Origin of the sequence: Pseudomonas sp. ICMP 561 (assembly GCF_002699985.1) — a bacterium.
In the GTDB taxonomy this organism is placed as follows: Bacteria; Pseudomonadota; Gammaproteobacteria; order Pseudomonadales; family Pseudomonadaceae; genus Aquipseudomonas; species Aquipseudomonas quasicaspiana.
This window is the reverse complement of record NZ_LKBT01000070.1, coordinates 1-15,913: the sequence shown is the minus strand read 5'-3', so window position 1 is coordinate 15,913 and position 15,913 is coordinate 1. Positions and strand designations below refer to the sequence as shown.

General features: G+C 57.5%; 14 protein-coding genes. 11 read left to right on the top strand and 3 right to left on the bottom strand.

Going from position 1 to position 15,913, the window contains the following annotated elements:
- Window positions 1-8: 8 nt before the first annotated feature.
- The 3 genes from uvrC to AO242_RS28095 all read right to left on the bottom strand — a co-directional run bounded on the left by uvrC (window position 9) and on the right by AO242_RS28095 (window position 3,030).
- Window positions 9-1,832: an excinuclease ABC subunit UvrC gene (uvrC, locus tag AO242_RS28105; RefSeq protein ID WP_099271428.1), complete on the bottom strand. Its 1,824-nt coding sequence runs from the start codon at window positions 1,830-1,832 to the stop codon at window positions 9-11.
- 1 nt (window position 1,833) lies between these two features.
- Entirely contained in the window at window positions 1,834-2,478 is a 645-nt protein-coding gene (gene gacA / locus AO242_RS28100) for a response regulator transcription factor GacA (protein WP_176560713.1), read from the bottom strand.
- 198 nt (window positions 2,479-2,676) lie between these two features.
- Window positions 2,677-3,030: a helix-turn-helix domain-containing protein gene (locus AO242_RS28095; protein ID WP_027898590.1), complete on the bottom strand. Its 354-nt coding sequence runs from the start codon at window positions 3,028-3,030 to the stop codon at window positions 2,677-2,679.
- Between the two features lie 81 nt (window positions 3,031-3,111).
- On the opposite strand from AO242_RS28095, the gene AO242_RS28090 reads away from it, so the two are divergent.
- From AO242_RS28090 to AO242_RS28045, 11 genes are all read left to right on the top strand, one after another.
- Window positions 3,112-3,345, top strand: coding sequence for a DNA-binding protein (locus tag AO242_RS28090; RefSeq protein ID WP_027898591.1), 234 nt, complete (start codon window positions 3,112-3,114; stop codon window positions 3,343-3,345).
- A 236-nt stretch (window positions 3,346-3,581) separates the two neighbouring features.
- Window positions 3,582-3,725: a hypothetical protein gene (locus AO242_RS29510; protein WP_176560712.1), complete on the top strand. Its 144-nt coding sequence runs from the start codon at window positions 3,582-3,584 to the stop codon at window positions 3,723-3,725.
- 318 nt (window positions 3,726-4,043) lie between these two features.
- The gene (locus AO242_RS28085; RefSeq protein ID WP_099271257.1) at window positions 4,044-5,126 is read left to right on the top strand and encodes a 3-deoxy-7-phosphoheptulonate synthase; all 1,083 of its coding nucleotides are present in this window, start codon (window positions 4,044-4,046) and stop codon (window positions 5,124-5,126) included.
- A gap of 126 nt (window positions 5,127-5,252) precedes the next feature.
- Window positions 5,253-5,534: a peptidylprolyl isomerase gene (locus AO242_RS28080; protein ID WP_027898593.1), complete on the top strand. Its 282-nt coding sequence runs from the start codon at window positions 5,253-5,255 to the stop codon at window positions 5,532-5,534.
- A 301-nt stretch (window positions 5,535-5,835) separates the two neighbouring features.
- The gene (locus tag AO242_RS28075) at window positions 5,836-7,704 is read left to right on the top strand and encodes an extracellular solute-binding protein (RefSeq protein ID WP_099271256.1); all 1,869 of its coding nucleotides are present in this window, start codon (window positions 5,836-5,838) and stop codon (window positions 7,702-7,704) included.
- A complete protein-coding gene (locus AO242_RS28070) occupies window positions 7,705-8,775 on the top strand; it encodes a microcin C ABC transporter permease YejB (protein ID WP_099271255.1) in 1,071 nt (356 codons plus the stop codon).
- The gene (locus AO242_RS28065; protein ID WP_099271254.1) at window positions 8,775-9,797 is read left to right on the top strand and encodes an ABC transporter permease; all 1,023 of its coding nucleotides are present in this window, start codon (window positions 8,775-8,777) and stop codon (window positions 9,795-9,797) included. Before AO242_RS28070 ends, AO242_RS28065 begins: the two co-directional genes overlap by 1 nt.
- 1 nt (window position 9,798) lies before the next feature.
- Window positions 9,799-11,382: an ABC transporter ATP-binding protein gene (locus AO242_RS28060; RefSeq protein WP_099271253.1), complete on the top strand. Its 1,584-nt coding sequence runs from the start codon at window positions 9,799-9,801 to the stop codon at window positions 11,380-11,382.
- A 53-nt stretch (window positions 11,383-11,435) separates the two neighbouring features.
- Window positions 11,436-12,851, top strand: a complete 1,416-nt coding sequence (locus tag AO242_RS28055; protein WP_099271252.1) for a sigma-54 interaction domain-containing protein — start codon at window positions 11,436-11,438, stop codon at window positions 12,849-12,851.
- Between the two features lie 564 nt (window positions 12,852-13,415).
- Entirely contained in the window at window positions 13,416-14,807 is a 1,392-nt protein-coding gene (locus tag AO242_RS28050; protein WP_099271251.1) for a GntP family permease, read from the top strand.
- A 10-nt stretch (window positions 14,808-14,817) separates the two neighbouring features.
- On the top strand, window positions 14,818-15,588 hold the full coding sequence (locus tag AO242_RS28045; protein ID WP_099271250.1) for a 3-hydroxybutyrate dehydrogenase: 771 nt from the start codon (window positions 14,818-14,820) through the stop codon (window positions 15,586-15,588).
- The last annotated feature ends 325 nt before the right edge of the window (window positions 15,589-15,913 follow it).

Genomic DNA, 15,913 nt, shown 5'->3' with positions numbered 1-15,913 from the left:
CGGGCATTCTACTCGCTGTGCAGGTTCGCATAAATCGACTCTGCAAGCTTTTTACTTATTCCGGGCGCTTTTGCGATTTCTTCGATGCTGGCGCGGGACAATTCCTGCAAACCACCAAAGTGCTTGAGCAGGTCCCGACGCCGTGTCGGCCCTACTCCGGCAACGCCTTCAAGACTAGAAGTGCGCCGTGTCTTGCCGCGTCGTGCCCGGTGTCCAGTAATTGCAAAACGGTGAGCTTCGTCGCGAATCTGTTGAATCAGGTGCAGCGCCGGGGAATCCCCCGGCAGGGTAAATTCGTGAGCGGAATCGTTGAGATACAGGGTTTCAAAGCCTGCCTTACGGGTCGTACCTTTGGCAACACCCAACAGGATCAGATCAGGCACTGCCAGCTCATTCAATACATCCCGGGCCATGGACATCTGCCCTTTACCGCCGTCAACCAGCAGAATATCCGGCAACTTGCCCTCGCCGTCTTTCAGCTTGCTGAAACGTCGGGTCAATGCCTGGTGCATGGCAGCGTAGTCGTCCCCCGCCGTAACGCCCTCAATGTTGTAGCGGCGATAATCCGACTTGATCGGCCCTTCAGGACCAAATACCACGCAGGAAGCCACTGTAGCTTCACCACTGGAGTGGCTGATGTCATAGCACTCAAGGCGCAGCGGCGGCTCATCGAGTTTCAGAACCTTCTGCAGTGCATCGAATCGAGCTGCTACATGCTGACGATTGGCGAGCCGCGCCGCCAATGCCTGTTCCGCGTTGGTCACTGCCATCTGCTGCCAGCGGGCACGTGTGCCACGAACCCGGTGGCTGATCACCAGTTCACGACCTCGAGACTCTTCAATGGCGTCGATCAGGGTCGGGAAGTCGTCATGCAGCACATTGACGATGATTTCAGCTGGCAACTCACGATCAACGCCGCCAAGGAAATACTGCGACAGGAAGGCCGACATGACCTCGCCCACCTCCTCCTCGATACCGACCTGAGGGAAGAAGTTCTTGCTACCCAGCACCCTGCCCCCGCGCACGCTGATCAGATGCACACAAGCGCCGCCGGGGTTGACGAAGGCAGCGACGACGTCGACGTCACCCGTGCCGCCTTCCATGCTCTGTTGATCCTGAACCCGGCGCAGCAACGCAATCTGGTCACGCAACTCGGCAGCCTGTTCAAAATCCAGACTCATGGCGGCTTTTTCCATCAGTGCGTTCAACTCGTCAGTCAGCGTGTTACTGCGACCTTCGAGGAACATCACCGAGTGGCGCACATCTTCCGCGTAAACCTCAGGCTCGACGAGACCGACGCACGGCCCCTTGCAGCGCTTGATCTGGTATTGCAGGCACGGTCGGGTGCGGTTCTTGTAGAAACTGTCTTCACACTGACGAACCAGAAAGGTCTTCTGCATCAGGCTCAGGCTTTCCCGCACCGCTCCGGCACTGGGGTAAGGGCCGAAGTAACGACCTTTTGGTTTCTTCGCGCCGCGATGAATACTCAGGCGAGGAAAGTCGCCATCCGACAGATAGACGTAGGGATAGGACTTATCATCGCGCAGCAGAATATTGTAAGGCGGACGCCATTCTTTGATCAGCGTCTGCTCAAGCAGCAGCGCCTCGGTTTCGTTGGCGGTGATCGTGGTTTCAATCTGGGCGATCCGCGAGACCAATGCACTGGTCTTTGGCGCGTGGCCGGTCTTGCGAAAGTAACTCGCCAGGCGGTTTTTCAGATTCTTGGCTTTGCCGACGTACAGTAGCCGCGCCTCGGTATCGAACATGCGATACACGCCAGGACGGCCACTACAGGTTGCAAGAAAGGCACTCGGGTCAAACGATGGGTTCATTTCAGGCGCTGGCATCGACCATGCCGTGACGTACCGCCAGCAAAGCCAGCTCGACATCGCTGCCAATCGACAGCTTCTCAAAGATACGGTAACGGTAGGTATTTACGGTTTTCGGGGACAGACACAGCTTATCGGAGATGGTCTGGACTTTCTGGCAGCCAACGATCATCAGGGCAATCTGGATCTCACGCTCCGACAGCAGATCGAAGGGCGAGTTGTTGACTTGCGGCTGGAAAGACTTGAGGGCCAGTTGCTGCGCAATCTGCGGACTGATGTAACGCTGTCCGGCAAAGACCAGACGAATGGCCTGCACCATCTCTGCCAGGCCAGCACCTTTGGTCATGTAACCCGCAGCACCGGCTTGCAACAGCCGAGTTGGAAAAGGATCTTCCTCACAAACCGTAACCGCCACAACCTTGATTTCAGGATGGCTGCGCAGCATTTTGCGAGTCGCTTCGAGGCCGCCGATGCCGGGCATCTTGACATCCATCAGCACCACATCAGGCTTCAGCTCGCGCGCTTTCTTGAGCGATTCTTCGCCGGAGTCCGCCTGGCCGACCACCTGAAGACCGTCTATATCAGACAACATGCGCGTAATGCCTGTCCGGACAAGATCATGGTCATCGACAACTAGCACCTTAATCAAGCAGACACCTCGCAAAACGGTCATAACGAATACGGATCACCATAGCAAAAACAAAGGGCCAGACCTAGCGTCACGCAAGGTCTGGCCCACAATGATTTTGATATGGCGCTGAGGACACGCTATCACCGATGCCCTCAAATGATGAAATTATTTGCGCCGCTAATCGTTAACGCAGTGGAGTTTCAGCCTTCCCTGCGATTAACGCGCCTTGCTCTGGATCGCATATGAAGCTGACAGCTCAGCCATGGTGATGGTCAATCGCCTGATGGCATCCTGATCTTCCTTGGTAAGGGTACGGTAGCTACCCAGAACTTTCTCCTCAGCATTGCTTAGATTTTCGACAAGGATAGGCGTAGCGCTTCCGGTCAGAACAAACAATACATCCACGCCCTTTGCGGCGATGGCTGCGAGGTAATCGGCCTTGGGGGCACGATCACCACTTTCATATTTGCCCTGAGCGTTGGCCTCCACGCCTCCGATTTCTCCAAAAGCACGCTGAGATAAACCCAGGCGTTCTCTTTCTTTTCTCAGTCGGGAACCTATTCCACTCATTTGAATGCGTAATCCTGTTGACCCCATCCTTACGAATGGTAGAATCGAGTTAAATTAAACTGATTTGAACGGTTTTGAACTATGCCCGGAATACGTACCGCCGCACAAGCCAAAGCATGGCTTGAACATCAAGGTAAATCTGTTCAAGAGTTTGCCCGCGAGCACAGCATTGATCCGGCAACCACTTATCAGGTTTTGGCTGGCCGCAAGAAAGGTCGGCGCGGAGAGGCCCATAAAGTGGCGGTTTTACTGGGCATGAAGGACGGCATCATTCCCGCCGAGCCACAACGTCAAGTTGAAGCAGCAGCTGATTGAGATTCTTCCAGGTGAGAAATTGCGGATGGAATACACGGGATTAATGGACAGTCGCCTGTAGGAGCTTTCTCCATTCATCCCTCGCCTTAAACATCTTGTTTCGAACTCGTCGAACGAAAAAAGCGCGATTCCACTCGACTGATTTTGCTTGGCCCGCCTATGCCTGCCATTGATATTTCTGATTGAAATGCTCAGCACGGCTGAAGTAAGCTCGCTGCACTTAACGGAGACGTATCATGTTGCCATCCACTTCACAGCCACTGTTGCAGACCAGCGTTGATCGCCTGGTAGCGCGCGCGGCCGTGTGTGGTCAGTTGGCAGACGTTGCTCCGCAAAACACTTCTTATTTTGGGTATTGGTTTAGCCACTGGCGCGCCTGATACCCATCCGGCGCCCACATCAAGGGGACGCCAACCAGAGAATTCTCTACCCCCGGTCGGCTACCCGACCGGGGGTTTTGTTTTTTAGCGCCCCTGAAAATTTAATTGAATCGAGGATTACGACATGACCTACAGCACTTATTACCGCACCGACATTTGCACTGCCTGGCGATTTAGCAGCCTCCGTTCGGGACAGCAAGCCGCCTCCGTTCGGTCACTGACAGGTGGCAACCCGTTACAGAACGCCAACCCGGCAAATTGTCGAACACCCCAGTAGGGCTCGAGCGGGCCACACCCGCCGGCCCAGGAAGCAGAACCATGAATTCGTCTATCGCCGTAAAACCGTCTGACCTGTCGTCCCGCAACCTGACCGTGCTCGACAGCATTCCCGCCCCGCAACGCCTGCCAAGTACCCTGCAACTGAAATCGCAGTTGCCGCTGGATCTTGCCCTCACTGAACAGGTTGCCGCACAACGCCGCGCCGTTCGCGCCATCCTCAATGGCCAGGACTCTCGCCTGCTGGTGGTGGTAGGCCCCTGCTCCATCCATGATCCACAATCAGCCATTGAATACGCCGAACGCCTGGCGGCCCTTGCCGGTGAAGTCAGCGATCAGATGCTGCTGGTGATGCGCGCCTACGTAGAGAAGCCCCGCACCACGGTTGGCTGGAAGGGCCTGGCTTATGATCCACAACTCGACGGCAGTGATGACATGGCCGCAGGCCTCACACTCTCACGTCATCTGATGCGCGAGATGCTGCGCCTGGGTCTGCCTGTTGCGACAGAGATCCTGCAACCCATGGCAGCCGGTTATTTTGACGACCTGCTCAGTTGGGTCGCCATTGGTGCTCGCACCACTGAATCGCAGATCCACCGGGAGATGGCCAGCGGTCTGCCTATGCCAGTGGGCTTCAAGAACGGGACTGACGGGGGCGTCGCCATTGCCTGTGACGCCATGCGTTCGGCTGCTCATGGGCATCGTCACTTCGGCATGGATCGCCAGGGGCATCCGGCGATCATCGAAACCCAGGGCAACTCCGACACTCACATCGTACTTCGCGGTGGACACCAAGGTCCTAACTACGATCGTAGTAGCGTGGCGCAAGTACGTGAGAGCCTCGCGAAACAGCAAATTGCCGAACGCATCATGGTCGACTGCAGTCACGCGAACAGTGGCAAAGACCCGTTGCGCCAGCCGGAAGTATTCAACGATGTACTCGCGCAGCGCTTGCAGGGTGACTCATCACTGGTTGGCATGATGATCGAAAGTCATCTGTTTGAAGGCTGCCAGCCGCTCAGCGGCTCGATGCGTTACGGTGTCTCGGTTACCGACGGGTGTCTGGGTTGGGACGCCACAGAGCATCTGCTGCGCGAAGCCGTCCGCAAACTGCGTTACAGGTAACAAGCGAAAAAGAGCGGCGGACAACGCCGCTCAACTCGCTTGATGGTTAATGCTCTGAACTTTATCGAGAAATGCCTTCCTTAATCCGGTAGGCTCTTTCTTTTTTTTTCACAGGAGTAATTCCCCATGGCTAAAGCCACTGCCCGCCACATCCTTGTATCCAGCGAAGAGAAATGCAACGAGCTCAAAGCGCAGATCGAAGGCGGTGCTGATTTTGCGGAAGTCGCCAAATCCAACTCCAGCTGCCCTTCCAGCCGCCAAGGCGGTGATCTGGGTTCTTTCGGCCCAGGCCAGATGGTCAAGGAATTCGACACTGTCGTGTTCAGCGCGCCCGTTAACGTCGTGCAAGGCCCGGTGAAAACCCAGTTCGGTTACCACCTGCTGGAAGTGACCAGCCGCCAGGATTGATTCCTCGCTGCTGATGCTCACAAACGGCTCGCCTCAAGGCGGGCCGTTTGTGTTTATGGCGCTAGAGAAACCGCCATGCCTCCCTGTAGGAGCGCACGAGCCCCGCGAGGCTGGGGTTTAGCGCATAACCCCTACTTGCACCGCGCATCATCCAGTTACAAACCAGCCCGGGTTCCGGTACCTTGTTGAAGCCTGCATTGACCGGTCAAGAACGTTGCCTGACCGTGCCTGTCGTATGACTTTAATCATCGCCACCCTTAACCCTGATGTTCGCCCGCCGACGTCAGTCAGGATCCCAGTAATGCGTTTTGTTTCTTCATCGCTGATCGTGGCACTGCTGGCCCTGCTCTCTGGCCCTCAACTATTGTCCGCTGCGCCGCAACACGCTCTGACGGTTTATGGCGAAGCGCCTCGTTACCCTGCGGATTTCAAGCATTTCGACTACGTAAATCCGGACGCGCCAAAAGGTGGCAGCATGCGTCGCTCGGCTCAGGAAATTGGTCAGTTCGACCACCTGATGCCCTATCTCGACAAAGGCACCGGCGTATCGCAAATCAATGGCATGCTCTATTCACCTCTCGCTGTACGATCGCTGGACGAGCCTTACACCGTTTATGGTCTGGTGGCTGAGCGCATCGAGCGCAGCGATGATGGCCTGTCACTGCGCTTCTATATCAATCCGAAAGCCCGCTTCGCAGACGGCGTGCCTATTACCGCAGAAGACGTGCGCTACACCTACGACCTGCTGATGACGCAGGGCAGCCTGTCATACCGGACACAATTTCAGGACGTCAAAGGCATTGAGGTTGAATCCCCAACCCGGATCCGCTTTGACTTCAAGTCCAGTGAAAGTCGAACGTTGCCGCTGGACCTCACTTCCCTTCCGGTTTTTCCGGAACACTGGTGGAAGAGTCGCGACTTCGCTGGCGGTGGCGGCTTTGAGATTCCGGTGGGCAGCGGCCCCTACAAAGTCGCCAAGGTGGACCCAGGACGCAGCATCACCTTCGCCCGTGACCCGGACTGGTGGGCCAGGGATCTGCCGGTAAACCGCGGTTCCTATAACTTCGACACCTTCAGCGTCGAGTACTTCGGCGACATTGACGTGGCCCGGCAAGTCCTCAAGGGCGGCGCTTACGACTACAACCGCGAGTACTCCGCCACGGCCTATTCGATTCTCTACGACAGCCCGGCGCTGACCGACGGCCGCCTGCAAAAGGCCCATCTGGCCAAAGGCGCCGTGCAGAGTTCTCAAGGTTTTGTCTTCAACCTGGATCGCCCCATTTTTCAGGATCGCCGGGTGCGTCAGGCGCTATCCATGCTTTGGGACTTCGAATGGACCAACCGGCAGATGATGCGCAACATGTACATCCGCCAGAACAGCTACTTCTCCAACTCATCACTGGCCGCCACTGAGCTGCCGACCCCAGCCGAACTGAAAATTCTTGAGCCTTTGCGTGCCAACGTGCCGCCGGAAGTGTTCGACAAGGTATTCCACACCCCGAAAACAGATGGCACGGGATACATCCGGGATAAGCAGCTTGAGGCGCTGAAGCTGATGGAAGACGCTGGCTGGACGCCCAAGGGCGATCATCTGGTCAACGCCAAAGGTGAGCCGTTTACCTTTACGTTTCTCAACGGCCAGGCCGGGTTTGAAAAAATCCTGCTGCCGTACAAGCGCACGCTGGCGCAGATAGGTATCGACTTCGAGATCCGCCGCATTGACTCGGCGCAGTTTCTGAATCGGGTCATGGCCCGTGATTACGACATGATCGTGACCGGCTACCCGGTCTCAACCTCGCCCGGGATGGAGTTGTATAACAGTTTCGGCTCCAAAGGCGCCCGCGACCCCGGCTCCAGTAACTACATGGTGCTGCAGGACCCTGCCGTGGACACCCTGATCGCCGGACTGGTTAGCGCCGATCAGAAATCTACCATGGTGGATTACGCCCGTTGCCTGGATCGGGTGCTGCAATGGGGCTATTACTGGATTCCCAACTATTACCCGCCGGGTGCCTCGACGTTGTGGTGGAATCGTTTCGGCATTCCTAAAGTACAGGCCAGTAATGGGGAGGCGATTGAAACCTGGTGGGAGGTCAGCCCTGTTCCGCTGACCAACGAGCAGTTCGCTGAAAAACGCGGCGCTTCCGCCGTCGCCTCGGAGATGAAGTGAATGCTCGGCTATTTATTGCGACGTCTGTTGCTGATCATTCCCACGCTGTTGTGCATTTTGCTGGTCAACTTCTTCATTGTTCAGGCAGCCCCCGGGGGCCCTGTTGAACAGGCCATTGCCCGCTTGCAAGGTATCGGCGGTGCCAGTTCCAGTGCGGGCAGCGCAGCGAGCGAGTCAATCAATGCCAACCCGTCACGTGCGTCTCGCGGCCTCGATCCCAAATTGATCAAGGACATCGAACACCAGTATGGTTTCGACAAGCCCCTGCACGAGCGCCTGTGGCTGATGCTGAAAAGCTATGCGCGGCTGGACTTCGGTAACAGCTTCTTCCGGGGCGCGACGGTCACTGACCTGATTCTGCAAAAGATGCCAGTGTCCATTTCGCTGGGGCTTTGGGCAACGCTGATCACGTATCTGGTTTCGATCCCTCTGGGCATTCGCAAGGCAGTCAGGCACGGCAGTCAGTTCGACATCTGGAGCAGCACCGCCATCATCATTGGCTACGCAATGCCGGCGTTTCTGTTTGCGATGCTGCTGGTGGTGCTCTTCGCCGGGGGCACGTCACTCAACTGGTTCCCGGTACGCGGGCTGGTGTCCGAAGACTTCGAGCAGATGAGCACGGTGGGCAAGATTGCGGACTACTTCTGGCATCTGGTGCTGCCTGTTTCGTCATTGGTCATTGGTGGTTTCGCCACGCTGACGATTCTGACCAAGAACTCGTTTCTGAATGAAATCACCCGCCAGTACGTAGTAACGGCCAGGGCCAAAGGCTTGAGCGAGCGCCGCGTGTTGTACGGCCATGTGTTTCGCAACGCCATGCTGCTGGTGGTAGCGGGTATTCCGCAGGCATTCATCAGCGTGTTTTTTGCGGGATCGCTGCTCATCGAAGTCATTTTCTCCCTCGATGGTCTGGGTCGCATGAGCTATGAAGCTGCGGTTTCACGGGACTATCCCGTGGTATTCGGCTCGCTGTTCATCTTCACCCTGTTTGGCTTGCTGATAAAACTGGTCGGAGATATCTGCTACACCCTGGTCGATCCGCGAATCGACTTCAGCGCGAGGAATGCCTGATGAGCAGACTTTCTCCGCTGGCCCAACGACGGCTCGACCGCTTTCGCAAGAATCGCCGAGGCTGGTGGTCACTGTGGCTGTTCTGCGGTCTGTTCCTGCTGACGCTGGGTGGCGAGTTGATCGCCAATGACAAGCCGCTGGTCCTCAGTTATCAGAACTCGCTGTATTTCCCGGCACTCAAGCGTTACACCGAGCAAGAGTTCGGCGGCCAATTGCCGTTCCAGCCGGACTATCGCAGTGACTACGTTCGGGATCTGATCAAAAAGGGTGATGGCTGGATGCTGTTTCCGCCCATTCCGTTCAGCGACAACACCCCCAATTACGACCTCAATCGCCCTGCCCCCAGCCCGCCGACAGCGCAAAACTGGCTGGGCACTGACGATCAGGCGCGGGACGTGTTGGCCCGAGTGATATTCGGTGCCCGGGTGTCGATTCTCTTCGCCCTGGTATTGACGACCATCAGTGCCCTGATTGGTATCGCAGCGGGTGCGCTGCAAGGCTATTACGGCGGCTGGGTCGACCTGATCGGTCAGCGCTTGCTGGAAGTCTGGTCAGGGTTGCCGGTGCTTTATCTGCTGATCATTTTGTCCGGCTTCGTCGAACCCAATTTCTGGTGGTTGCTGGGGATCATGGCGCTGTTTTCATGGCTCGCCCTGGTGGATGTGGTGCGCGCCGAGTTTCTACGCGGCCGCAACCTTGAGTACGTCAAGGCGGCTCGCGCACTGGGCATGAGCGACCGCAAGATCATCACCCGGCATATCCTGCCCAACGCGATGAATGCGACCCTGAGTTACCTGCCGTTTATCCTTACCGGTGCGATTTCCACCCTGACCGCGCTGGATTTTCTGGGCTTCGGCATGCCCGCTGGCAGCGCTTCGCTTGGGGAGCTGATCGCCCAGGGCAAACAGAACCTGCAAGCACCCTGGCTGGGGCTGACCGCGTTCTTCACCCTGGCGCTGATCCTGTCACTGCTCGTATTCATTGGCGAGGCGCTGCGTGATGCCTTCGACCCGAGGTCTTGATATGTCGGACAACCTGATTGAAATCCGTGACCTCAGTGTCGCCTTCAGCGGTCAAACGGTGGTCAAGAACCTGAGCCTGGATATCCGCGCCGGTGAATGCCTGGCGCTGGTGGGCGAATCCGGCTCCGGCAAGTCAGTCACCGCCCATTCGATCCTGCAATTGCTGCCCGCCAAAGGCACGGTTAGCACCGGCAGCATTCTCTATCGAGACCAGCAGTTGCTTGGCGCAGACAGCCGTACCTTGCGCCGCTTGCGGGGTCATCAGATCGGGATGATTTTCCAGGAACCGATGACCTCGCTGAACCCGCTGCACACGGTCTCCAAACAAATCGGTGAAACTCTTCTGCTGCACAAGGGCCTGACAGGCCGGGCCGCGCAAAAACGCATTGTTGAACTGCTCGAACTGGTGGGTATCCAGCAACCGGAGAAGCGTCTCAAAGCCTATCCCCACGAATTGTCAGGTGGTCAGCGCCAGCGGGTGATGATCGCCATGGCGCTGGCCTGCGAGCCGGAATTGCTGATCGCCGACGAGCCGACCACGGCCCTGGATGTGACGGTGCAGCGCAAGATCCTGCTGCTGCTCAAAGAGTTGCAACAGCGCTTGAACATGTCGCTGCTGCTGATAAGTCATGACCTCAATCTGGTGCATAGCATTGCCCAGCGTGTCTGCGTGATGCGCGCCGGGGAAATCGTCGAGCAATCCAATTGCCACTCATTGTTCAAACAACCACAGCACCCCTACAGCAAACTGCTGCTCGACGCAGAGCCTGCTGGCGAACCGCTGCCCCGGGACAGTCGAGAGAAAGTGCTGGAGGTGGAGAACCTGCGTGTCTGGTTCTCGTTGGGTGGCGGGATCTTCCGTCAGCACAAGGAATACCTCAAGGCGGTGGATGACATCAGCCTGAGCATCGAGCGCGGTAAAACCCTCGGCATCGTGGGTGAGTCGGGCTCGGGAAAATCGACACTTGGTCAGGCAATCCTGCGCCTGCTTGAATCGCGTGGCAGTATCCGTTTTCAGGGGCAAAGCCTGAACAACCTGAATCAGAAGCAAATGCGTCCCTGGCGCAAGCAGATGCAGGTGGTTTTCCAGGACCCTTATGGCAGCCTCAGCCCGCGTATGTCCGTGGCGCAAATCATCAGTGAAGGGCTTGAAGTTCATAGCGAAATGGACGCGACGCAATGTGAGGTCGAAGTCATTCGCGTGCTGGAAGAAGTCGGTATCGACCCGCAAAGCAGGCATCGTTACCCCCATGAGTTTTCCGGCGGCCAGCGCCAGCGGATAGCCATCGCCAGGGCCCTGGTCCTCAAGCCGGCATTGATACTGCTGGATGAACCGACCTCGGCGCTGGACCGAACGGTGCAGAAACAAGTCGTGGCCTTGCTACGTCAGTTGCAGGAAAAGCACGGGCTCACGTATTTGTTCATCAGTCACGATCTGGCCGTGGTCAAAGCACTGGCCCACGACGTGATCGTGGTCAAAGACGGCAAGGTTGTCGAACGTGGCGCCAGTCACGATCTGTTCGACGCCCCCCAACATCCTTACACCAAGGAATTGCTGGCGGCGGCACACCCTGGATTCAGTTGAAAAAAAGGGCATTCTGTACGGCCAGACGCCGGTGACGCACAACGGAACACCCCATGAAAGAGAGCCATAGCCTCAACGATTACCGCAGGGTTCGCCAACTGGCGATTCGCTCGCTGTTCGAAATCATCGAGCAGTCGAGCGAGGGCACCGTGATTGTCGACAAAGACGCAAAGATTGTCTGGATCAACGAACGTTATGCCCGCCGCTTCGGGCTGCAGGACTCCAGTCTGGCGCTGGGCCAACCCTGCGAAAAGGTCATCCCCGGGAGTCTGCTGCGCCAGGTCGCCACTAATGGACGGCCGATTCTGTTGGACATGATGGATACCGCCAAGGACCCGCTGGTGGTCATGCGCTTGCCGATTCACGATGACACCGGTGATTTGATCGGGGCCATTGGTTTCGCTCTGTTTGATGAGCTTCAGGCGCTTTCGCCGCTACTCAAGCGTTACCTGAGCATGCAAGAGGAACTGGCCTCTACCCGTTCCTTGTTGCGTGCCCGTCAGGCCAAATACAGTTTTGCGCATTTCATTGGCACCAGCGCGGCCAGCCTGGAAGTCAAACGCCGGGCGCGACGCAGCGCCAGTGCTGAATCCCCTGTTCTGCTGCTGGGTGAAACGGGCACCGGCAAGGAACTGCTGGCCCACGCGATTCACAACGCGTCACCACGGGCACACAAAGCATTTGTCAGCATCAACAGCGCGGCCATTCCGGAAACATTGCTGGAAGCGGAGTTTTTCGGCACTGCGCCGGGTGCCTTCACCGGCGCTGACCGCAAAGGGCGACCGGGCAAACTGCAGATCGCCCAGGGTGGCACGTTGTTTCTCGATGAAATCGGCGATATGCCACTGCCCTTGCAAAGCAAACTGCTGCGCGTCCTGCAGGAAAAAGAGTACGAGCCTGTCGGTTCCAATCAAGTGCACAAGAGCGATATCCGCCTGATTGCTGCGACTTCTACTGACCTTGAAGCGGCCATCAAACGTGGCCAGTTTCGCGCGGACCTTTATTACCGCTTGAGCGTTTTGCCCATTCAGGTGCCGCCGTTGCGCGATCGGCTGGATGACCTGCCAGCGCTCAGCGAATCGATCCTCGAAGAGCTGCGCAGCCAGCACGAACTCGAACCGGGCGCACAGGCGCTGCTCGCCCAGCATGCGTGGCCGGGCAATATTCGCGAGCTGCGCAACGTTCTGGAGCGTGCAGCCTTGCTCAGTGATGACCTCGTGCTCAATGCTAAAGAGATCAGAGCCTCGATTGGCAGCCTGGTCCCGGTCAATAGCCTGGCAAGTGAATCGTCTGATCCTGCGTGCTTCGAAACCTTCAGCCAGGCCCGACAACGCTTTGATCGGCAGTTGATTGAGCAGGCACTGGTGCAATGCGCAGGGAATGTCGTGGAAGCCGCGAGTCAACTGGGACTCGGCCGCTCGACGCTCTACAAGAAAATGGCGGCGCTGGGGATTGCCGAGTCTCAATAGAGAGACTTGCGTCTCTGGATGGAGACTCTGTTCTGACTTGCAATCCCGTAGGACCGGCTTTAGCCGGGAGAGCGGTGTTTCTAGCGAAGAAAGTTTGGTGAATGTCCCGACGCCCTCCCGGCTAAAGCGGAACGCCGCCCGGCCGGTCCTACGGAATGACATAGAACCCGTTGGAGCGCGCTTGCCCGCGATCCGGTCTATCAGTGAAAAATTTATCGGCTGTGCTGACGCTATCGCGGGCAAGCGCGCTCCTGCAGATCCATCTTTGCGGCGTGTCAGGAATGACCGATTCGCAGCCTTCGGCAGCTCCTACATAGATCGAATGTTGCCAGAGAAAATAAAAAGTCTCGATTCGGAGACGGAATCTAATCCTCGCCTCAACTGATTCACATAAAGATCATAAAAATCAATGCATTGAAGAGCTGGCACGATTCCCGCTAAATCACTCAAGCGGCACTCCCGCAGCCGAAAACAATAACAATATGCCGACAGGATCCACCGAGCCATGCAGAGCGCTATCGGCAGCCTCTGAGTTCGCCGGATTCCCAGGCCAGGAGACACTCAATGAGTGTAATCATCGCCCTGGCAGCCCTCGGGCTGTTGATGCTTGCTGCCTATCGCGGTTACAGCGTTATCCTCTTTGCCCCCATAGCCGCCCTAGGCGCAGTGCTGCTGACAGATCCGTCCGCCGTCGCCCCGGCCTTTACCGGGGTGTTCATGGACAAGATGGTCGGCTTCATCAAGCTGTACTTTCCGGTGTTTCTGCTGGGTGCCGTGTTTGGCAAGCTGATCGAGTTGTCCGGATTTTCCCGGGCTATCGTCGCGGCAGCCATCGGCGTGCTGGGTACGCGCCAGGCCATCCTGGTCATCGTACTGGTCTGCGCCCTGCTCACTTACGGCGGCGTTTCGCTGTTCGTCGTGGTATTCGCAGTCTATCCATTTGCTGCTGAGATGTTCCGCCAGAGCGACATCCCCAAGCGTTTGATACCGGCGACCATCGCCCTCGGTGCGTTTTCGTTCACCATGGACGCCCTGCCCGGCACCCCGCAGATCCAGAACATCATTCCCACCACGTTCTTCAATACCACCGCGTGGGCCGCGCCGTGGCTGGGTGTGATTGGCACTATTTTCGTATTCTGCGCAGGCATGCTTTACCTGCAGCGCCAGCGCAATAGAGCCCAGCGCGCCGGTGAAGGTTACGGCACTGAGCTGCGCAACGAACCGGATACGCCGGAAGACATCAAGCTGCCGAATCCGTGGATCGCGATTTCGCCCTTGCTGCTGGTTGGCGTGATGAACCTGCTGTTCACCTGGTGGATCCCTCAGTGGTACGGCAAGACGCATACCCTCGCCCTGCCGGGCATGGCGACACCGGTCCAGACCGAGATTGCCAAGCTCACCGCCATCTGGGCAGTCGAAGCCGCGTTGTTGATCGGGATTCTGATGGTGCTCGCGTTCGGCTTCACGGCCATTCGAAGTCGTCTGGCGGAAGGCAGCAAAAGTGCGGTTAACGGTGCGCTACTCGCGGCGATGAATACAGCTTCGGAATATGGCTTTGGCGCAGTCATCGCCTCCCTGCCAGGCTTTCTGGTGCTGGCTGACTGGCTCAAAGGCATTCCAGATCCGCTGGTCAACGAAGCCATCACCGTGACGTTGCTGGCCGGGATCACCGGCTCGGCGTCAGGCGGTATGAGCATCGCACTGGCGGCCATGTCGGAAACTTTCATCAATGCAGCTCATGCCGCCAACATCCCGTTGGAGGTGCTGCATCGGGTCGCGGCCATGGCCAGCGGCGGCATGGACACGCTGCCGCATAACGGCGCGGTGATTACCTTGCTGGCCGTCACCGGATTGACCCATCGCGAGGCTTACAAAGATATTTTCGGTATCACCATCATCAAGACACTGGCGGTGTTTGTGGTGATCGGCACTTTTTACGCTACTGGCATTGTGTGAGGCGCAACGTATGAGTCTTAAAGGTAAAACGGCATTGGTCACCGGTTCTACCAGCGGTATCGGGCTGGGCATCGCTCTGTCGCTTGCCAGGGCTGGCGCTGACTTGATCCTCAATGGTTTCGGCGATGCATCGGCAGTCATTGCCGAAGTTGCGAAGTTCGGCGGCAAGGTGGGTCATCATCCCGCCGACGTCAGCAAACCCGAGCAGATCGCGCAGATGATCGATTACGCCGAGTGCGAGTTTGGTGGGGTCGACATTCTGGTCAACAACGCAGGCATTCAGCACGTTGATGCTGTCGAAGACTTCCCCGTTGAGCGCTGGGATTCGATCATTGCGATCAACCTGTCCTCGGTCTTTCACGGCACGCGCCTGTGCCTGCCGGGCATGCGCAGTAAAAACTGGGGGCGAATCATTAACATTGCTTCGGTGCATGGTCTGGTGGGGTCCACCGGTAAAGCGGCCTATGTTGCCGCCAAGCATGGCGTGATCGGGCTGACCAAAGTCGTGGGCCTGGAAACCGCCACGACGAATGTCACCTGCAATGCGATTTGCCCAGGCTGGGTGCTGACGCCGCTGGTGCAACAGCAGATTGATGACCGGGCAGCGGCCAGTGGCGATGCCGATCAGGCCAAACATGACCTGCTGGCCGAGAAACAGCCGTCGCTTGAGTTCGTCACACCGTCACAGCTGGGCGAACTGGTATTGTTCCTGTCCAGCGAGGCCGGCAGCCAAGTGCGTGGCGCGGCGTGGAATGTGGATGGCGGGTGGCTGGCGCGGTGAGGTAATCAGGCCACTCAAAACTTGAAATGCAGTCCTGTGGGAGCGGTGCTTGCCCGCGTAAAAGGCAACTCGGTTCCACTGCAAAATCGCGGCGTCTGCATCGCGGGCAAGCCCGGCGCCCACAGGAGAAAGCGCTCGCCTGTCAAAGCAACGCTGGCCGCGACAGCTGACTTCAGAGAGGCTATCTCGCTGCCAGCACATAACCCTGTGGGAGCTGGGCTTGCCCTAATGCCTGTCAGTTAAGCTCCGTTGGTTTTTTCTTTGGATATTTGACCGGCCTTGGTTTGACCACTCGGGGGTAAGCTCGCTTACGCCTGGGTGGCAG